General features: G+C 68.9%; 20 protein-coding genes and 1 pseudogene. 13 read left to right on the top strand and 8 right to left on the bottom strand.

What is annotated here, in order from left to right; all coding sequences use genetic code 11:
- Nucleotides 1–47: 47 nt before the first annotated feature.
- On the bottom strand, nucleotides 48–800 hold the full coding sequence (gene cuyB, locus ACV7NM_RS32425; RefSeq protein ID WP_463413646.1) for a cysteate racemase: 753 nt from the start codon (nucleotides 798–800) through the stop codon (nucleotides 48–50).
- Between the two features lie 274 nt (nucleotides 801–1,074).
- Here cuyB and ACV7NM_RS32420 point away from each other — a divergent pair, with 274 nt between their 5' ends.
- From ACV7NM_RS32420 to iscX, 7 genes and pseudogenes are all read left to right on the top strand, one after another.
- Nucleotides 1,075–2,463 carry a pyridoxal phosphate-dependent decarboxylase family protein gene (locus tag ACV7NM_RS32420; RefSeq protein ID WP_463413645.1) on the top strand — a complete coding sequence of 463 codons (1,389 nt, stop codon included), beginning with the start codon at nucleotides 1,075–1,077 and terminating at the stop codon, nucleotides 2,461–2,463.
- Between the two features lie 472 nt (nucleotides 2,464–2,935).
- Nucleotides 2,936–3,322: pseudogene (locus tag ACV7NM_RS32415) on the top strand (dienelactone hydrolase family protein); the annotation flags it as partial.
- A gap of 269 nt (nucleotides 3,323–3,591) precedes the next feature.
- Nucleotides 3,592–3,918: a hypothetical protein gene (locus tag ACV7NM_RS32410; RefSeq protein ID WP_463413644.1), complete on the top strand. Its 327-nt coding sequence runs from the start codon at nucleotides 3,592–3,594 to the stop codon at nucleotides 3,916–3,918.
- Nucleotides 3,919–3,978: 60 nt separating this feature from the next.
- Nucleotides 3,979–5,355: an IS1380 family transposase gene (locus ACV7NM_RS32405; RefSeq protein ID WP_463409728.1), complete on the top strand. Its 1,377-nt coding sequence runs from the start codon at nucleotides 3,979–3,981 to the stop codon at nucleotides 5,353–5,355.
- Between the two features lie 338 nt (nucleotides 5,356–5,693).
- Complete coding sequence (locus tag ACV7NM_RS32400; RefSeq protein WP_463413643.1) at nucleotides 5,694–6,707, top strand: terpene synthase family protein; 1,014 nt, start codon at nucleotides 5,694–5,696, stop codon at nucleotides 6,705–6,707.
- A 202-nt stretch (nucleotides 6,708–6,909) separates the two neighbouring features.
- Nucleotides 6,910–7,953, top strand: a complete 1,044-nt coding sequence (locus ACV7NM_RS32395; RefSeq protein ID WP_463413642.1) for a polyprenyl synthetase family protein — start codon at nucleotides 6,910–6,912, stop codon at nucleotides 7,951–7,953.
- 251 nt (nucleotides 7,954–8,204) lie between these two features.
- Nucleotides 8,205–8,408, top strand: a complete 204-nt coding sequence (iscX, locus tag ACV7NM_RS32390; RefSeq protein WP_463413641.1) for a Fe-S cluster assembly protein IscX — start codon at nucleotides 8,205–8,207, stop codon at nucleotides 8,406–8,408.
- A 247-nt stretch (nucleotides 8,409–8,655) separates the two neighbouring features.
- On the opposite strand, the gene ACV7NM_RS32385 is transcribed toward iscX, so the two are convergent.
- Nucleotides 8,656–9,126 carry a hypothetical protein gene (locus ACV7NM_RS32385; protein WP_463413640.1) on the bottom strand — a complete coding sequence of 157 codons (471 nt, stop codon included), beginning with the start codon at nucleotides 9,124–9,126 and terminating at the stop codon, nucleotides 8,656–8,658.
- A gap of 59 nt (nucleotides 9,127–9,185) precedes the next feature.
- Here ACV7NM_RS32385 and ACV7NM_RS32380 point away from each other — a divergent pair, with 59 nt between their 5' ends.
- The 3 genes from ACV7NM_RS32380 to ACV7NM_RS32370 all read left to right on the top strand — a co-directional run bounded on the left by ACV7NM_RS32380 (nucleotide 9,186) and on the right by ACV7NM_RS32370 (nucleotide 10,695).
- The gene (locus tag ACV7NM_RS32380) at nucleotides 9,186–9,584 is read left to right on the top strand and encodes a helicase associated domain-containing protein (protein WP_463413639.1); all 399 of its coding nucleotides are present in this window, start codon (nucleotides 9,186–9,188) and stop codon (nucleotides 9,582–9,584) included.
- Nucleotides 9,585–9,610: 26 nt separating this feature from the next.
- Nucleotides 9,611–9,736, top strand: a complete 126-nt coding sequence (locus tag ACV7NM_RS32375; RefSeq protein WP_463413638.1) for a hypothetical protein — start codon at nucleotides 9,611–9,613, stop codon at nucleotides 9,734–9,736.
- 743 nt (nucleotides 9,737–10,479) lie between these two features.
- Nucleotides 10,480–10,695, top strand: a complete 216-nt coding sequence (locus ACV7NM_RS32370; protein ID WP_463413637.1) for a cold-shock protein — start codon at nucleotides 10,480–10,482, stop codon at nucleotides 10,693–10,695.
- 406 nt (nucleotides 10,696–11,101) lie between these two features.
- Here ACV7NM_RS32370 and ACV7NM_RS32365 read toward each other — a convergent pair whose 3' ends face one another.
- Nucleotides 11,102–11,407 carry a hypothetical protein gene (locus tag ACV7NM_RS32365; RefSeq protein WP_463413636.1) on the bottom strand — a complete coding sequence of 102 codons (306 nt, stop codon included), beginning with the start codon at nucleotides 11,405–11,407 and terminating at the stop codon, nucleotides 11,102–11,104.
- Between the two features lie 643 nt (nucleotides 11,408–12,050).
- Here ACV7NM_RS32365 and ACV7NM_RS32360 point away from each other — a divergent pair.
- The 3 genes from ACV7NM_RS32360 to ACV7NM_RS32350 all read left to right on the top strand — a co-directional run bounded on the left by ACV7NM_RS32360 (nucleotide 12,051) and on the right by ACV7NM_RS32350 (nucleotide 14,867).
- A complete protein-coding gene (locus ACV7NM_RS32360) occupies nucleotides 12,051–12,176 on the top strand; it encodes a hypothetical protein (RefSeq protein ID WP_463413635.1) in 126 nt (41 codons plus the stop codon).
- A gap of 318 nt (nucleotides 12,177–12,494) precedes the next feature.
- Complete coding sequence (locus ACV7NM_RS32355) at nucleotides 12,495–13,820, top strand: PLL family lectin (protein WP_463413634.1); 1,326 nt, start codon at nucleotides 12,495–12,497, stop codon at nucleotides 13,818–13,820.
- A 468-nt stretch (nucleotides 13,821–14,288) separates the two neighbouring features.
- Complete coding sequence (locus ACV7NM_RS32350) at nucleotides 14,289–14,867, top strand: carbohydrate-binding module family 14 protein (RefSeq protein ID WP_463413633.1); 579 nt, start codon at nucleotides 14,289–14,291, stop codon at nucleotides 14,865–14,867.
- 400 nt (nucleotides 14,868–15,267) lie between these two features.
- On the opposite strand, the gene ACV7NM_RS32345 is transcribed toward ACV7NM_RS32350, so the two are convergent.
- The 5 genes from ACV7NM_RS32345 to ACV7NM_RS32325 form a co-directional block, all read right to left on the bottom strand.
- Nucleotides 15,268–15,564 (bottom strand): ATP-dependent DNA ligase, encoded by a 297-nt coding sequence (locus ACV7NM_RS32345; RefSeq protein ID WP_463414140.1) that lies wholly within the window; start codon nucleotides 15,562–15,564, stop codon nucleotides 15,268–15,270.
- Between the two features lie 6 nt (nucleotides 15,565–15,570).
- Nucleotides 15,571–16,236, bottom strand: coding sequence for an SMI1/KNR4 family protein (locus ACV7NM_RS32340; RefSeq protein ID WP_463413632.1), 666 nt, complete (start codon nucleotides 16,234–16,236; stop codon nucleotides 15,571–15,573).
- 356 nt (nucleotides 16,237–16,592) lie between these two features.
- Nucleotides 16,593–16,835 carry a LexA family protein gene (locus ACV7NM_RS32335; RefSeq protein WP_463413631.1) on the bottom strand — a complete coding sequence of 81 codons (243 nt, stop codon included), beginning with the start codon at nucleotides 16,833–16,835 and terminating at the stop codon, nucleotides 16,593–16,595.
- Nucleotides 16,832–17,071, bottom strand: a complete 240-nt coding sequence (locus ACV7NM_RS32330; RefSeq protein WP_463413630.1) for a hypothetical protein — start codon at nucleotides 17,069–17,071, stop codon at nucleotides 16,832–16,834. Before ACV7NM_RS32330 ends, ACV7NM_RS32335 begins: the two co-directional genes overlap by 4 nt.
- Before the next feature lie 367 nt (nucleotides 17,072–17,438).
- Nucleotides 17,439–17,633 (bottom strand): DUF1918 domain-containing protein, encoded by a 195-nt coding sequence (locus ACV7NM_RS32325; RefSeq protein ID WP_463413629.1) that lies wholly within the window; start codon nucleotides 17,631–17,633, stop codon nucleotides 17,439–17,441.
- Nucleotides 17,634–17,984 lie beyond the last annotated feature (351 nt).

The following is a 17,984-nucleotide window of genomic DNA, read 5'->3' as shown; positions in this document are numbered from 1 at the left end:
TAGGACGCGCGGGGGCCTGCGCGATGGTGTCCGCGGACGAGGATAAGTCAGCCGGTTCGTTCGCCGGTACGAACCGCGGTGGGGCCGGACACCAGGCGCCACAGGCGGGAAACGGCAGCTTCGGCGAGGGCGTCGGTCGAGTCGACCAACGGCAGGACGCGGGAGGCGGACGAGCTGATCAGCGGTAGCTCGGTGCAGGCGGCGACGACCGCCTGCGCGCCTTGTTCCCTGAGCCTCTCGGTCGCCATGGCGATCCAGCGTTCGGGCCCGGTGGGGTCGGCGCCGCCCTTCACCGCCCGGATCGCGGCGTCCACGTACTCCTTCTGGACGGGGTCGGGCACCTGGACCACGTCGAGTCCGAGCCGGGCACCGGCCCTCTCGTACAGCCCGGTCAGCCGCGTTCCCCGGGTCGCGAGGAGGCCCACCCGTTCAAGCCCTGGCGTCCGGCGCGCCGCCGCCTCGAGCGCGGCCCTGATCATGTCGAGGACCTCGACACCCGTGGCCCTGGACAGCTGCTCGGCATAGGCGTGCGCGGTGTTGCACGGTACGGCGATACAGCTCGCTCCCGCGCGCTGCAGCCAACGGGCACCCTCCACCAGGGCGGGGACAGGAGACGGCCCCTCTTCGAGCAGCGCCGCGGTCCGGTCCGGAACAGCGGGATCGGCCCACATGACGACGGGCAGGTGCGCCTGATCGGAGCCGGCCGGAGTGTGCTCGACGAGCCGACGGTAGAAGTCGGCCGTGGCGAGGGGCCCCATTCCGCCGAGGATGCCCAGGACTGGACGGGTGACGTGACGCATAGGGGGCAGCCTTCCGATTCTTCCCGCCGTCGTCCGCGGGGCCTCCCGTGATCGTGGTCCCGCACGGAGCACGCGATGTTGGTCGCCCGCTCCAAAAACCTTTGCGGAGATTGGTGCAGCGACACCGTGGCGCTGCGCGGGTGGACGGGTTCGGTCAGGCGGACGAATCGGAGGCCCTGGAGCTGTGAAGGGGACCGAACTCCGCGAGTCAGGCGCCGGTTTCACTGGCCACCGGCCCTGTCGGGCCTGATGATCGTCAACGCGAAGGTCCACCATGCACACGTACGACCCCGCCCTCACCGACCTTGTCGTCGCCGCCCTGCGCGACCGCCTTCTGAACACGCCCCCGCTCAACCACCCCGGTGTCCCTGACAAGCTCGACAAGGCCCTGGCGGGACTGATCGGACCGGAAGGCAATGATCCGGCGGAGGTCCTGCGGCTGTGGACCGAGCAACTGGCACCCACCGTGATCGCTGTGGACAGCCCCCGCTTCCTGTCCTTCGTGCCCGCCGCTCCCACGCAGGCCGCCGCTCTCTTCGACATGCTCGTCTCGTGCTCGTCGATCCAGGGAGTCTCATGGCTCCTCGCCTCCGGCCCCATCACCGCCGAAAACCAGGTCCTGCGCCTGCTCGCGGACCTCGCCGGACTGCCGGCCGAAGCCGGCGGGTGCTTCGTCTCGGGCGGCTCCGCCGCGAACCTCTCCGCACTGGTCACCGCGCGCGACACGGTCCGGCACCGCCGAGGCATCGGCCCGTACGACCGCGTCCGGTTCGCCGTATCCGACCAGGCCCACTCCTCCATCGGCAACACCCTGCGCATCATCGGCGCCGAGCCCCTCGTCGTACCGACAGCGGACCACCGCCTGACCGCCCCCGCCCTACGCGCCGCCCTTCTCGCCGACCCGGACCCCTCCGACGTCATCGGCGTGGCGGCCACCGCCGGCACGACCAACGCCGGCATCATCGACGACCTGGCCGGCACGGCCGGCGTGGCCAGGGACTTCGACCTCTGGTTCCACGTCGACGGCGCGTACGGCGGCGCCGGGCTCCTCGCCCCGAGCGTCCGGAACCGCTACCGGGGCATAGAACACGCCGACTCCCTCGTCATCGACCCGCACAAGTGGCTGTTCGCCCCCTTCGACTGCGCCACCCTCCTCTACCGCGACCCCCGTCCGGCCCGAGCGGCCCACACCCAGGACGCCTCCTACCTCGACGCCCTGCACACCGACGATGCCGCCCAGTGGAACCCCAGCGACTACGCCCACCACCTCAGCCGCCGAGCGCGCGGGCTCCCTCTGTGGTTCTCCCTCGCCGTCCACGGGACCCGCGCCTACGGCGAGGCCATCGAGAAGGCCCTCACGCTGGCCCGCGAAACCGCCGCACTCATCCGGAACACCCCGCACCTCGAACTCGTCCGCGAACCAGAGCTCTCCGCCGTCCTGTTCCGCCGCACCGGCTGGACCGACGCCGACTACGCGGACTGGTCCGCCCGCCTTCTCGCCGGCCAGACCGCTTTCGTCGCCCCGACCGGCTGGGAGGGCGAGACCGTCGCCCGATTCGCCTTCCTGCACCCGCACACCACTCTGGAGATGGTGCAGGAGATCATCGGAACCATGGCGCACAGGCCGTATCAAGAGGCTCTCATGGCGTCGGACATGCCGTGAGGGCACCTCAAGGTATCGCGGCCTGCCAACCTGCGCCGCAAGGGCGCAAAGAACGGCCTGGGCAAGGACCCGGACCGGGCTGCGGAGCGCGCAGCCCAGCTGAGCGCGATCGACGAGGTCTGGGTGCCCGGCCTCAGGGACCCCCACATCGCGGCGAACCTGACACCTCCCACGGTGCCCGGGGCCGGCACCGAGCCGCTCAAACTTGCGCCCTCCCGTCACGCCGCGTCGGCGACGTTAGCGTCGGCCTGCTGCGATGGCCGCCCTGCCGCTGACCCGGCACGCCTTCCACGGCGACTGGAACTATGCCCTGCATCCCCAGCCATCCCCGTAATCCCGGCCACCAGGACCCCGCAGACGCACCGGGCAGCCGGTGATCAGCGTGGACACCAAGAAGAAGGAACTCGTCGGCGAGATCAAGTCCCGGTGCTCGCGGGCCTGCTCGTTGAGGTAGCGGAACTGGGCGTCCCGGTCCGGGTGCCCCGTCGCGCTGGAACTCGGGCGCGGCGGCGTCAATCTGCGCGCGATCGGGACCGTCAACGCACTGACCACGGGCCGGCCGGGCGAGGCGGCGCGCATCCGCTGCCCGGTGTGGGCCGGGGTCGGGTGGGAAGACCCGATCATGCCGCCCGTGCAACGGAACGCGTTCACCACTGAGATGCAGGCCGCGGGCGTCGACTGGCGCCTCACGGTCTACGGCGGCGCCTTGCACGCCTTCCACCACCCGCCGGTCGACCACCCCACAGTCCCCGGCGTCGGCTACCACCCACAGCACGCGCAGCGAGCCTGGCACGACGTCATCAACCTGCTCGCCGAGTGCCTGCCCGTGACGGAGGACCTGGGGGCACGACCCAGGTAAGCATGCTGGCGCCGGGCCCGGTCGGCGTCGGACACTGACCGTCCCCTCCCCTCAAGTCCGCACAGGAACCGCATCCGGGCTGATGCTCGATCGCGGAGACGCGTGCGCAACGGCCCCAGCTACCGGCTCAAGAACCGGCTCGCTGCCATCGAGCGGGACCGGGACAACGCGGCCTGAGACTGGTGCACATACCTCTGTACTTGGTGGAGCACTCAGAGGAGTACGCCGACAACACGTGGCCTTGGGGCAGCTCAGCTCGTTGCCTACGCATGAACGAGGAGAACACAGGGCCATCAGCACTCGCGCTGGCTGAGGGCCTATTGCAAGCACAGTTCCAACGGCAGGTGATGGCAGATCCCCAGCAGGCTCTGGAGACTGTGGAGCGACTCGTGCTGGGGATGCACCACTCCGTGTCGTCGTCGGCAATCGACGCGGCTCTGAAGGCCGGCGTGGGTTGGCATGAGATCGGGCGTGCACTTGCTGCATTGGAAGGTTCCGGTGTTCTCCTGCGGCAGGCGGCAGCGCTGCTCCTAGCCTCGCGCTTTCATGAAGCGGGCTGTCCGACGGGTGGTCAGATAAGCGAAAAGTGCCTCTGACCAGCAAGAATGAGGATTGTCGAGGTCCTTGTTCCTGCCACCGTCGGAGGCACTTCCCAGGTGAAGAAGCGTATCGGGTCCTATCCCCGCGTCCGCATTGAGGGCGGCGGTCATGCGGTGGTGTCCCAGGCCGGGGCTGTACTGCTGGTCGAGACGGTCCGCAAGGCCGGGCTGGACCAGGCGATATCGACGGCGCTGACGCCGTGGCGACGTCCGCGGGCGGTGCACGATCCGGGCAAGATCCTGCTGGACGTCGCCCTGGCGGTCGCTCTGGGCGGCGACTGCCTCGCGGATGTCGGGATGCTGCGGGCCGAGCCGGCCGTGTTCGGCCCGGTGGCCTCCGACCCGACCGTCTCCCGACTCATCGACACCCTCGCCGCGGCCGGGCCGAAGGCCCTCTCCGCGATAGGGGCCGCGCGGGCCGAAGCCCGCGAGCACGTCTGGAACGTGGCCAAGAACGCGGCCCCGGACGCCGCAGGACACGTGATCGTGGACCTGGACGGGGTGCTCGTGCTGGCCCACTCCGAGAAACAGGACGCCACCGCGACCTGGAAGAAGACCTTCGGACACCATCCCCTGATGGCCTTCGTCGACCACGGAAGCGGCGGGAGTGGAGAGCCGGTGGCCGGCCTGCTCAGGCCGGGCAACGCAGGCAGCAACACCGCCGCCGACCACATCACCACGACTGGGCTCGCTCTGGCCCAGCTGCCGAAGACCTACCGGCGCGGACGCCGGACGCTGATCCGTACCGACTCCGCAGGCGGCACCCACGAGTTCGTCGCCTGGCTCGCCCAGCGCGGCCGGTGGCTGTCGTACTCGGTCGGCATGACCATCACCGACGCCATCCACCAGGCCGCCCTCAAAGTCCCGCCGGCCGCGTGGACGGCAGCGATCGAGCCGGGCGGCGAGATCCGCGACGGAGCCTGGGTCGCCGAACTCGACGGCGACTGCCTCAAGGGCTGGCCAAAGGGAACGCGGCTGATCGTCCGCAAGGAACGCCCGCACCCCGGCGCCCAGTTGCGGATCACCGACGCTGACGGCCTGCGGCTGACCGCGTTCGCCACCAACACCACCGGCGCCCCCATCGCCGCACTCGAACTGCGGCACCGCCAGCGCGCGAGGGCCGAGGACCGCATCCGGGCCGCCCGCGCCACCGGCCTGCGCAACCTTCCCCTGCACGACACCGCCCAGAACCGGATCTGGCTGGAGATCGTCCAGCTCGCCCTCGACCTGCTGGCCTGGATGCCCATGCTCGCCCTGAACGGCAAAACTCGCAGGTGGGAGCCCCGCCGTCTGCGACTCCGCCTGTTCTCCGCCGCCGCCCAGATCGTCACGACCGCCCGCCGCCGACACCTGAGATTCGCACGCCACTGGCCCTGGACCGACGTGATCACCGACGCCCTGGCACGACTCGAAGCTCTCCCGAACCCCGGCTGACCAGCGCGTTCCCGTCCCTGCGAGCAGCATCCTCCCGCCGGAGCCGTGGAACCCGGCGCCCACCCGACGCGACAGCCGGGCCATCAGCCTGACCACCACCAGCCCGAACAACCGAAACGGCCCGCCGAAGAAACCGACGGACCGTCACGAAAGATCGAGGCTAGCAGTTGATGGGGCGTTGGTGTTTATCGGCGTGCGCTGGGTTCCGATCCCGTGCGCGGGTGTGCGCCCTGACCGAGGGCTCCGAGCACGTGGTCACATTGGGGCTCGCTTGTTCGAAGGTGCCCCTCGTGTGAGGGGCGCGCCGCGAGGTTCTGCAGCAGAAGGAGTTGCCGACGGTGCCCAGGCACGTTGACTTCTACATCCCTTTCGAGCTTCGGGTGAACCCGGAGACGGCGCAGGCGCGTAAGCGGCACGAGACGTGGGTGAGGTCGAGCGGGCTGCTGCCCGGCCCGGAGTTCTACGCCCTGTACGACGCGTGGGACTTCCCCCAGCTGATCGGATACACGTTGCCGACGGCCACGGGCGACCGGCTCGATCTGGCGATGAACATCTTCGGGCTGTCGTTCGTCTGGGATGACCAGCACGAGAGCCTGTGTCGGCGGGATCCGGCCCGGGCCGTGGCGCACAGCAAAGAGGTCATGTCGATTTTCTACCTGCCGCCTGAGCGGTTCACCGGTCCGGAGGTCTCCACGGGCGTGCGGCTGTGGGCCGAACTGTGGCAGGAGGTGTCCGCGGGGATGTCCCCCAGCTGGCGGGCTCGCGTCGCTCAGGACTGGGAGTGGATGGCCGCCAGCTTCCCCCAGCAGGCGCGCGACCGCACCCGCCCAGTGCCCGACCTGCGCCACTACACCCACGTGCGCAGGGGCATCGGGGGAGTCGATGCCACCTTCGCCACGCTGGAGGCGATCGGGGGCTTTGAGGTCCCTCCGATGGCGTTCCATTCCCCGCAGGTGCGGTTGATGCGTGACGCGATGGCCCTGGCGACGCTCTGGTGCAACGACGTCTACTCCGTGGAGAAGGAGGAGGCCGACGGCGACGTCGAGAACATCGTCCTCGTGCTCGAGAACGCCCGTGGTTGCTCCCGGAAGGAAGCCGTGGACGAGGTGGTGAGCATGGTCAAGGAGGAAGTGCTGCTCTTCGAGCGCCTCAGCCAGGATCTGCCGTCGATGACCACCTACCTCGGCCTGGACGCCCGGGAAGCTGCTGCCGTGGAACTCTATGTCCAGGCATTGGGGACGTGGCTTCGCGGCTATCACGAATGGGAACAGACGACTCCCCGATACGTCGCGACCCGCGCGTCCACCGGTCCCCGCGTCCCGGTGGAGAACCTGGTGAACCCTGCCGGGTGACGACGCCCAAGCCCCGGCCCCGGACGAGGCCGCACAGCTCACCTATCGCGGTGGACGAGCCAATCTGTCTCACAGAGCTTGATGCGGCCGGTTGGCCGTCGCGCTTCACGGACCCGGTGGCCCGATCATCACGATGCGCAGGAGCGTCGGGCACGGGGTCGCGTCTGCCGCATAACAGACCACCTATCACCTGGGGGGATGCATGGGTACGCAGTCGGGCGGTGCTGACACGGATACGGCATACCGACTTCTCGCCGAGGCCCGCGAGCTGGTGCTTCCCGCCCTGCGGAAGGCGGTGGACGGGCTGCCGACGTCAATCCGCCACCTGGTCGGCCACCACTACGGATGGTGGGATGTCCACGGCACACCGCTTGCCACCGGCACGGCGGGCAAGGGACTTCGCCCCGCCCTGGTGCTCTTGGCGAGCGAGGCGGTCGGTGGCCACCGCTCGTCGGCACTCCCGGCGGCGGTGGCAGTCGACCTGGTGCACAACGCCTCACTGCTGCACGACGACGTCATAGACCACGACACCATGCGACGCCACCGGCCCGCCACCTGGTCCGCGTTCGGGATACCTGCCGCGATCCTCGCCGGCGACGCGTTGTTCTTCCTCGCCACCCAGGTCCTCGCCCAGGCGCCCAGCCCGCTCGCCGACCGCGGCATGGTCCATCTCAGCGCCGCCGTCCAGCAATTGATCGACGGCGAATACACCGACACTCTGTTCGAGAAGCGGTATGACGTCGCCTTGGACGACTGCGTTGCGATGGCCACCGCGAAGACCGGCGCGCTGCTGGCGGCGTCCTGCGCGCTCGGCGCGATAGCCGGCGGCGCGAACTCCACCCTTGTGGAACACCTCCACCGGTTCGGTGAGAACCTCGGCCGGGCACTGCAACTCGTCGACGACCTGCTAGGCATCTGGGGCACCGAGCTGAAGACCGGCAAACCGCACCTGTCGGACCTTCGCGCCCGCAAGAAAACCCTGCCCGTCACGGCAGCCCTGACCAATGGCGGAACCGCCTCTCGCAGGCTGGCCGACCTCTACCTGCGTGAAGGCCCGCTCGACGATGCGGACCTCCACCAGGCGGCCAAGCTCGTCGAAGCCGCCGGGGGCCGAACCTGGGCAACGGCTGAAGCCGAGCGCCGCCGCGCCATAGCCCTGGAACACCTCGCCGCGGCGATATCGCCACCCGCGTCGATGAAGGAGCTCACCGCCATCGCCAACCTGGTCACCTTCCGCGACCACTGATGCGACAGTACGGCGGCGCGGGCTAGTGGTGCGGCCCGTTCTCGCTGGTCAGGGCCTCGGAGAGTAGTAAGCCACGTAAGGGACGTCACCCGGGCGGCCTGGGACCGGCGGGTGATCCCGGACGGGACGCCGGTGAGTGAGCCCGACGGCTGCCTTGGGGTGGTGTCAGCCATCCCGACCCCCCGCACAGCTCGAAACGGACATCCGCCAATTCCTGCGGGTGACGGCCTGCTTACGGCAGACTCCCGGCCATGAAATGGATCAACACCCTGCAGATCGCTGAAGCGCTCTACGACAAGTTCCCGGAAACGGACCCCACAACGATCCAGTTCACGGACCTCACCAACCGGGTCCTTCAGCTCGACGGTTTCGATGACGATCCCAAGAGGGGCGGTGAGAAGGTCCTCGAAGCGATCCAGGCGTCCTGGATCGAAGAGGCGCGCAGCGACGCCTGAGACCCACGTGCCGAACGTGCCAGACGAACCCCCAGATATCTGTGAGGCACGTACCGAATTGGGCCCGTTGCCTTATGTGGCTTATATCTCCTGGGCGCCCCCGATAACCGTAGAGCGCGGCGTAACCGTCGGGCAGGGCGGGGTCGGCGACGAGGACGTCTGGGGTCAGGCATCGGGGGAGTTCGTCCAGCCCCCTTCTGGTCCGCTGAGTTGCCCCGTACGCGGCCTGCATGGCCGCGCACGGGGCTCAGTTCGCCGCATGATCGGAAGCGGCCAGCCGCTGGCGGAAGCGGTGGTGAGAGCACCGGGTTACTGGGCGTAAGGCGGTGTCTGCTTCCTCCGCTGCTGCGGCTGTGTCTTCGCGGAGCAGTTCGGTGTCGTCGGTGTTGAAGGCGGCGTTCCTCTTGCCGCGGCCTCGGTGGGTGCAGATGAGCTGGTCATGGCCGTTGGTGCCGCGTTTGTCGCGGTAGACGGCGATGGCGGGGCCGCCGGCGCTGGGGCGGCCGTCGCCCAGGCGGGTGTCGGTGCTCCAGCGAGTGCCGTCGAAGGCGGTCCACCACACGTCCTGGTCGTGAGCGCCGCGGTGAACGCAGTACAGCTTGTTCTGGAAGACCGCCAGGCTCGGTCCTTCGAGGCTGCCGTGGGCGGGAAACTTCTGCGGGGTGGTCCAGGAGGTGCCGTTGGTGGTGGTGGTCCACCACAGGTCGGCATCGCGCACGCCGCGGGAGACGCAGAACAGCTTGCCCTGGAAGACAGCCAGCGCGGGGGTGGCGGGGGATGGACTGCGGCTGGGTCCAGCGACAGCAGCGCGACTGGGCGCAGCTGTCCGTTGAACAGCAGGAACGGCTTACCGCACTGGGCATCACACCCGCCCAGCGGCCCGCGGCGGCCCCGGCAAGCGCAGACGAGGCGAAGGGGGCCGGCAAGGCGCAGCAAGCGTTCCAGCGCGGCCTGCCGGCCGTTGCCCAATGGGTCGAGCGAGAAGGCTCGGGCCGACCCGTACCCCGCGGCCACACCGAGGAGATCACCGTCGACGGCGAAACGGAGCCGGTGACCGTGAAACTCGGAGTATGGGTCTCGAACACCAAATCGAGGCGCGACAAGCTCACCGCCGATCAGCTCTCCGCCCTCGCCGCGATGGGCGTCGACTGGGCGGGGCCGGTGCCGGTCGTCTAGGCCGCTCCGGCACGGCCCCCGCCGCCGTGCAGGCCGCACCGGCGCGGCGGGACCACCACGATGAGTGCGACCGGTCGCTGTACGAGGGCGGTACGTGTACCTGCGACCTCATCGCCCAGTACGGGCTGCCCTCCGAACGCGACGACTACTGACCGCTCTCCGCTTCCGACCGGACCCCCGGGCCCGCCATGGATGCTGTTGGCTAATTGAGGGTCCGCGTGACGTCGGTCTCCAAGACCCAGTTGTTGTCTTGGAGACCGACGTTGCTGCAAGGGGAGAACCGGGTCACTGCCGGGGAACGGCCGTCACTGCCCCATCGCCGCTGTCAGGTGTGGCTAAGTTGGGCCTGCCGTACTACCGGCCATCCTCGGGCCAGTCACACACCTTGAGGTCATCGTTGAACCAGAGGCGGCCACCGCCAAAGGCCAACGGGCACGCCTTGTGCCGAGCCGTGACACCGCCGCTGGGATCGTGCTCGCAGTGGTAGAAGTACTCCGGGTCGAGGGGATCGGCGTAGAGAGTGCCATGGGTGTGGCCGTCGCATCCTGGGACGTTGTCCCTTCCGTCCGCTTGCGCAGGGGCGGAGAAGACGAAGCCGCCGAGAGCGGCCAGAGCGGTTGCAGCGAGAGCAAGTCGTTTCATGCCACGCCCAACGAGTCGGCCGCACTCGGGATACGTCGGAGGGCACCTCGTCCCCGCGCGCGCATCACCCCCGTTCCGGGCTGATGCGCCAACAGCATCCTGCCAAGGCCCGGGTCTCTTCCGTGCGGCAGAACACCGGTCGTCCCGTGCCGGCGGACTTCGAGCATCTGCCGTCGAAGATTGAGCGACGGCCGAATCGGGAAGTGAGCGCCGCGGTGGGTCTACCGGCCCTCGCAACGAGATGGGTGGCGACGTGAGCAATCGACAGACCGGCACGGTGAAGTGGTTCAACGATGAGAAGGGGTTCGGATTCATCACTCCGCAGGCCGGAGGCGATGACCTCTTCGTGCATTTCAAGTCCATCGAGTCGGATGGATTCAAGTCTCTGAAGGAAGGTCAGGCCGTGAGTTTCGTCGCCGAACCCGGCCCGAAAAATAACATGCAGGCGGCGCAAGTCCGTGCCGAGTGATCCGCAGCTTCCCGTGAGCGGTGTCTCCAGGGCGGGCCGGAGCGGACCGCCCACCCCAGCACGGGTGTGACAACGCCGTACACACATGCGGGTCAGCCGTTCAGCCTTCGACGGCACATGCCTCGAAGGCTGCCGGCACAGAGCACTGATTCCGACGGACGGCGGGCGGCGGCCGTTCCCGGTGAGCAGCGCCATCCCCCCGGCCGGGGGGATGGCGAGGGTGGTTCGGGCCGGGATGCCGGCGCTGGTGACCGGTAGGTAGGCACGGGCAAGTTCGCCCGGGGCGGCGGGCAAGCCGTCGGATCGGCTTGGGTCCTGCCCACGGCCCGTGCTGCGTTCCCAGCATCAAGGAGCGGTCCTCAGGTCCGGTGCGTTTCCTGGCACCGGGCTCGGGGGAGGGCGGTGGTCATCCCTGCCTGGACCTCGCATCGCGCTCCCGCTCGTCCCGGATCTGCGCCGCGGTCCTCTCGACCATGGAGGCGCCCACATTCCGGTTCGGTACCCCGACCCGGTCGGTGCCCTTCACGTAAACCGTCTTCTCCTTGCCGTAGACGGCGACGTACAGCACCACCTCGTAGAGGTTCTCCTCAGGGTTGACCAGTGAGACCTTACGGACGATCCCGTCGTGGTACACGCCATTGCTGCTCTGGTGGTAGCTGGTGATCCTGACGGAATTGTCGGGGTCGGGCTGAAGCTCGGAAACGGTGGTCATCGTGGTGTTCTCCTTGTTCGTCCGGCCTGAGGGAACGCCGCTGCCTCGCGTGGGAGAAGGCGGATCGGCGCCCACATCAATCTGTCAGCCGCCAGCCCTGCCATCGCCCTGCCGACGAGGATGTTGACCCCTACGGGTGGCGTACCTGGCCGATTCGCGGGTGCCCGGCGGCCACCGACCCGGCCGGCCCTGCGGCGCTGTTCCTGAACCTGTGGTTGCACGCTCGCACCCGTGCAGGTCAGGACGGCAAGCGTCGATCGTGGATCGGACGAGGACGTGAGCCACACGGCCGTCTCCGCGAGGCTGGCGAACGCCTTCGTGCAGTCGGCGACCTCCCTCGGCTGCGTCCCTTCGATCTTCGCCATGTCGATGCCGAGGTCGTAGCGGTGCTCGACCTGCACCGGGGCGCGGGCGTGGGTGCACCGGCCAGCGGGCAAGGGAGGGTTGCCAGGTGGCGGGGTCCTGGTCGCCCTCGGCTCGGTGGACGTTGCCGGTCACCGCGACAAGCTGCGGACGGGTGAGGTCATTGGCGAATGCCTGACCGAGACGGGACAAGCTCACCACCGACCAGCTCGCCGCGCTGGGCGTCGACTGGGCGGGACCGGCGCCGGTCGTCCAGCCCGCTCCAGCGCAGCCCGCCGCCGTGCCCGCCGCCCCGGCGCAGCGGGAGCACCACGATGAGTGCGACAAGGCGCTGTACGAGGGCGGCAACTGCACCCGCGACCTCATCGAGCAGTACGGGCCGCCCTCCGAACGCGACGACTACTGACCGTTCCCCGCTGCCGACCGGACCCCGGGCCTGCCAAGGTCCGGGCTCCTTGATCATCGGATCCGCCGATCATCGGGCGCTCCCGATCGTTCCTTCCCGTCGAATAAGTGGGATTCGGACAAGGTCGCCACAATCGGCTTTTCGCGGCATAGCTGGGATTAGGTTGCCCATATTAGAGGGTTCCTGGGGCTCCGGAGGGTGCGTCAGGACTCGATGGGGAGCGGGAGCGTCGCGCGGGCGTAGGACCGTGAAGGGCTGCTCCCGCCTGAGGATGCAGGGGGCCACACAGTGGCGAGTGAAGAGTCTGCAGCGAAGGCAGTGGAGAGCGCTGATCTCCCGGAGAGCGTCCGGTTCAGCCCGTCGGCGGAGGTGACGGCGCGCGCGGCGCAGGCCCGTAAGGAGCTTGCCGCGCAGGGGATCGGGGAGGTGTGGGTCGCGAAGAAATGGTGGGGCTTCGAGGTCCATCTCGATGCGCAGGCATCGTCGACGGCCTCGCAGATTGCCGAGTGGATCGGTGACATCGCGGCGGATGCCCTCCCGTCCCCGTACGGCAAGATCATCGAGGCGTACTGCAGGTTAAAGGCGCTGTGGATCAAGGAAGTCGGCCAGAACTACGGCTGCAAGCTCGTCTCTCCGTGGATCGCGCCCGGGATGCTGATCCCGATCGGTAAGAAGCCGACGGAGGACACCAATCTGTGGTGGACGGTCTTCACGCCCGGGCAGGGCTGGAACGAGGACCAGAAGTTCACCGCACACCAGAGCGGCTCGAACCCGGCGCTGGCCGAGTTCAACGGCAAGCTCTACTGCGTGCACCGCGGCGCGGGCAGTGCGGACCAGCAGTTGTGGTGGACGGTCTACGAGCCGGACAAGGGCTGGAGCGAAGATGTCCGCTTCCCCGCCCATGCCAGCGGCGCCGGCCCCGCGCTGGCGGTGTTCGACGGAAAACTGCACTGCGTGCACCTGGGCACCGGCAACGACACCCGGCTGTGGCACACCACCTTCAACGGCACCAGCTGGAGCACGGACACCCCGCTGCCCACACACCGCACCTCTACCGGCCCGGCGCTCGCCGTCTTTAACGGCAAGCTGTACCTGGTCCATGAGGCGGCCGGGGACAACCAAATGTGGTTCGCGTCGTACACCACTGCCGGCGGCTGGAGCGCCGACACCCGCATGCCCGCACATTCCACCTCCTCCAACCCCGCACTCACGGTCTTCGGAGGGAAGCTGCACTGCGTGCACCGCGGCAGCGGCACCGACACCCGGCTGTGGCACACCACCTTCAACGGCAGCACCTGGAGCGCGGACACCGCGCTCCCCGCACACCACAGCCTGGAAGGCCCCGGGCTCACAGTCATGGACAACAAGCTGTACTGCATCCACCGCGGCTACGGCAGCGGTGACCAGCACCTGTGGTGGTCCGCCTACAACGGCAGCACCTGGAGCACCGACCAGAAGTTCCCCGGCCACACCAGCGGTGCTGGACCTGCCGTGATCAACTACCGCGACACCAACGGCGCCGAAAATCAGCTCCTGGTCGTCCACCGCGGCTACGGCTTCCGCGCGGCTGGAACCGACGCGGCCGAAACGGAAGCACTCATCGCCGCAAAGGAACAGGCCCCCAGCCGAACAGACACCGTCTGACCGCAGACGACCAGCCGACACGGACCTGCTGGCCAGACAGGCCCGTGTCGGCACCCCAGGCCCCGCCCGCCCCCGTGCGTCCGCGTCGCCGCGGACCAAGGCCCCGCGGCGAGGGCAGCGCCCTCAAACCAGCGCATGAGCACCCCTCGCCCGAGGCGGCCCACGCGACGAAGAGGTCAGGCAACGTAGACGCGAACGCGACGAGCCGACGGATCACCCCGCTGTGAGAGCCGAAAGCCCACGGCGCGATCGGTAGACCTGTCGTTGTACACGATGCCCTGAATAAGGCCCCGCCTTCTTGCGGAGCCATAGGATCGTCGGGCCGTAGGGGCTGGGTTTGACCGTGCGCTGCGCTCGGGTAGGCCGCTGCGGTGACAGCAGGAGCTGTCGAACCGCTGGAAAGGGGGCGCCCGTGCTTGCTTTCGTGAGGGTTGGCTGCCCCTTCGTCGCGTTATCAAGGAGTTCTGGGTGAAGAAGTCCGCCGTACTGCCCGCCCTGCTCATGACGGTCGGTGCCGCCCTGACCGGGACGCTGGCCGCCGCCGCTCCGGCCCAAGCCCACGCGGGAGGTGGCTTTAGCTGCGCCGGCCGCCCGGACGGGAACTACCCCGACTACAACGACGCTTCGAAGTACTACTCCTGTGTCGCCCAGACGCACCTCTACGTCCGCGACTGCCACCACCATGCGGGCACAGCCACCTACTACTACTACCCGAGCGACTCCTGCCTGTACGCCGACCAGATCGACCCCCTCACCACGACGCTCTCCGACGCTTCCGGGACGCTGACCCTCGGCAACGGGAACCAGGTCACCGTGCGAGCCACCGCCACCACCGCCGACGGCACCCCGATGCAGGACGCCGTCGTCGAGTTCACCGCCGACGGCATCACCTTGTGCGGCGCCCACGCCGACACGGCCGGCGTCGCCACCTGCACCACCAGCATGCACAACCCCAGCAGGCTGCAGCACGGCTTCACCGCCCGGTACGCCGGCGCCGCCCCCACCTACCAGCCCTCCCACACCACCGGGACAGTCCAGCGCCTGTGAGCGCGCCCGGCACCCACCAACGAACCGCGCCATGGCCCACACAAATGGCGTGGCCCCTGAAGTCCTCGGCGTCCAGGATTGCCGCGGGCCGGCCTGCGCCGGAAGCCGACGTGCCAGCGCTGAAGACCGTCAGCCCGAACCCCGCCGCGCGCGTACCCGCCAAGAACGCTGGACTGTCGAAATCCCCGCCGGCCGCCAGCACCTCCCGATCGACGACCTGGCTGTTCGCCCCGCGCCGCGTGCTCGGCCAACACCGGAGCGAAGCCCGCCTTCAAGTTCGCCAACGTGTAGCCGGTGTTCACCGGGCGACTGGTGATCACCTCGGGCACCACCGCCAGACGGCCGAGCTTGGTCACCGCCTCCCGGTAGACCTCACCCCACTGCTTGATCTCCGCATCCGTCAGTGCCGCCCGCAGCACACCCAGCGCCGCCTGCTCCAGATCGGTCGCCGGCTTCCCCGCCCGCAGACGGTCCGCGGCATGCAGCGCCGTCCCGAACACGACAGCCGGCCCGCCTCGGTGTCCCAGACGACCAGCTCGCCATCGAGGACCAGGCCGTGCGGCAACTGCGCCTCGGCGGCCGCCACCAGGTCCGGCCACCGGTCCTGGACCAGCACCCCGCGGCGGCTCTGCACCAGCACGGTGCCGCCCGGGCCGGCCGCGGTGAACAGCAGCGCCCGGTGACCGTCGTTCTCCAGACTGCGCTATGTCTCATGGGACAAGGGCGCTGTGAGGGGCTCGGTTGCGGGTCCCGTCACCTCAACCCTCCGCGGCCTGCGACCCCGAGCTCTGGCCCGGGCGCCCCAGGGGGCGCTTGCGACGGTTGCCGGGGAGGTGAGTCCCAGAGCCTTGTTGTCCTTGCCTTCCCGCATGTGGTCCAGCCAGCGTTCGTACCAGGAGAGGAAATCCCGGGCCGAGGAGACGTTCGGGGGCCAGAAGCCGTCTGCGTTGCCGGTGAGAATGCGGCCTGTGAGAGGGCCAGTCACGCCGATGAGGCACAGGTCGCTGCAGCCCATCTCGATGATGTGGAGGAACAGATCTCCGTGCAGAGCGTCCGGGTGGTTCACGTGATGGAAACCCCGCGGGGTGCCGGTCGGCGGCTGCCTGTCCATGGTGAACAGCCTGCAGTCCTCCAGCGGAAGCAGACCGTAGAAGGGGCCGGCACCGCTGCCCCCAAGTGCGACCAGGAACGTTCGGTAGGCCGACGGCAATTCGATGTGGTGTTCGCCCTCGAAGATGTCCGCCTGCGCGGAACTGATGCGCGGGCCAACGCGAAAAACGTGACGCTCTGCGCCCATCGAGTGGCTGCGCTGCGCCTGATACGGGACCTTCGCCAGCTTGGAGCGTATGCGCGAAATACGGGAGTCCATTGGAGGATCTCTTCTCTTGTTCGCCGCCACTCTACTGACCCCCCGAATGAGACATCTCCGGGTGTCTGGAGAACCGTCCAGCTTCTGCTCATACGCCACACCGGCCGGGCCCGGCACGGCTTCCGCGGCCTGCGCCAGCATCGGCTCAACCGGCGGTCTCAACGCCACAGAGGCCTCCCTCGCTTGGCCGCCCCTCTTCCAGGGTCCGCCAGACCAGCCGGAGACGGCCCTGCAGAACGGCTGTCGGGTCATCCATCCGAGGGGCGGGGCGCAGCGGGGCCGTCAGAGGCTCTGCGGGGCAAACTCCTGACCGATAGATCTCGCTGCTCCCCGACCTGTACCGAGCCAAGCAGGGCTTACCGCGCGGCAGCGAGTCGGCGCACCGCGGTGCCCGTCAGTTCGGCCGTGGACCATGCCCGGCCGGAGCGGACCAGCAGCCCGCCGCGTTCCAGCTGCGCCAGCTGGAACGCGACGCTGCTCGAGCTGGCCAGCCCCACCGCCAGGCCGAGCTCACGGACCGACAGACCCACCCCGTGGGCAGCGACATGCGCGGCGATCGTCTCGAGGATCCGCAGCCGGCGCGCGGTCAGCCGGATCACGCAGCCCACACCCAGCAGCGCACTCGGGCCTGGCGCAGCAGCTCCACCCGGCCGGCCGGGGAACGGCCAGGGACGGCCCAGTACGGGTGGGCGGCCAGGGCCCGGGAGAGCCCCAGGAGCTCACGGCGCAGCGCGGTAGAGGTCTGTGTGGGCGTGAGGCGGGCTAGGTCCTCATACGTGCGGTTCCATGCGAGCTGGATCCGGAGCAGATCATGGGGGAAGTGCTGGTGGCGCATATTTCATTAGCGCAGATGTTCGAATATTGAGGCAAGCCGGGCAGGTCCGTGACGGGTGACCGCCCGGGTGTCGCGTGCCGGCGAAGGTTGAGCTTGAGCGTTGTCATCGAAGACTGGCGGAGCCGCGGTCGGCCACAGGCGTCCACGGGTTTCCGGCCGGCTACACCGCCGACGTGGGGGCGCTACTCCTGGGGCCGCACTGACACCAGCCCCAGGCGAGCCCACTGGTCACAGCCGCCCAGGAGCCGTGCCCTCTCGGGCGGCGCGCTTCACGTGGTTGTCGCGGCGGTCATCGTGGTCTTCCGGAGCGGCGGGGCTCGCCCCTGCCTCCCCGCCACGGGCGAGCGCCACGGACTGCAGAGGCGGACTATGCATCTTCCGCAAGATGGCGCACGACCGCGTCCGTGGGGGGATGGATGAGGGTCTCGCCCCCGTCCTCGAAACGGACTAGATAGGGCGGGGTACCGTCTGGGCCACGAACCTCGACGACCTCTGCTTGCCGATCTTGCAGCCCGACGGTACGGCTCTGAACAAGAAGCCTGTCACCAACGCTGACCCGCATCTGTTTTCCCCTTACTCGTATCGGCTGGCAGCCGGTCCCTTGATCTCGGACTGGCCGCCGGCCTTGGGTTTCCCACTGAGCGCTGTTGTGCAAGCCAAAAAGCCAGTGCATTCGCTCGATCGGGGCGGGCCTGGCCGCAAGGGTGCGCAGCGCGGACAACGGGCGACACCCTTCAGCGGGCCCGGCGTCCTAGCTCAGACACCAGCCGCAAAGCAGGTCGTGGGTAGCCGGACGAGTCCCGTTTCCCTGCCTTGGGCGCCGTCGTTGGTCTGATCGAGCAATCAAGGCCAAAAGGGGCGGGCGTGCGGCAAGAGCGGTCGCCAGAGGAGCTGTTGGCGAACGGACGCTGGT

This window comes from Streptomyces sp. Tek67B01 (assembly GCF_055231995.1).
The sequence above is the reverse complement of the archived record's forward strand: the minus strand, read 5'-3'. Positions and strand labels throughout refer to the sequence as shown.

Coding starts and splice junctions, on each gene's coding strand:
- cuyB (WP_463413646.1), bottom strand. CDS start 800: ATGCGTCACGTCACCCGTCCAGTCCTGGGCATCCTCGGCGGAATGGGG.
- ACV7NM_RS32420 (WP_463413645.1), top strand. CDS start 1,075: ATGCACACGTACGACCCCGCCCTCACCGACCTTGTCGTCGCCGCCCTG.
- ACV7NM_RS32410 (WP_463413644.1), top strand. CDS start 3,592: ATGAACGAGGAGAACACAGGGCCATCAGCACTCGCGCTGGCTGAGGGC.
- ACV7NM_RS32395 (WP_463413642.1), top strand. CDS start 6,910: ATGGGTACGCAGTCGGGCGGTGCTGACACGGATACGGCATACCGACTT.
- iscX (WP_463413641.1), top strand. CDS start 8,205: ATGAAATGGATCAACACCCTGCAGATCGCTGAAGCGCTCTACGACAAG.
- ACV7NM_RS32380 (WP_463413639.1), top strand. CDS start 9,186: ATGGACTGCGGCTGGGTCCAGCGACAGCAGCGCGACTGGGCGCAGCTG.
- ACV7NM_RS32365 (WP_463413636.1), bottom strand. CDS start 11,407: ATGACCACCGTTTCCGAGCTTCAGCCCGACCCCGACAATTCCGTCAGG.
- ACV7NM_RS32340 (WP_463413632.1), bottom strand. CDS start 16,236: ATGGACTCCCGTATTTCGCGCATACGCTCCAAGCTGGCGAAGGTCCCG.
- ACV7NM_RS32330 (WP_463413630.1), bottom strand. CDS start 17,071: ATGCGCCACCAGCACTTCCCCCATGATCTGCTCCGGATCCAGCTCGCA.
- ACV7NM_RS32325 (WP_463413629.1), bottom strand. CDS start 17,633: ATGCGGGTCAGCGTTGGTGACAGGCTTCTTGTTCAGAGCCGTACCGTC.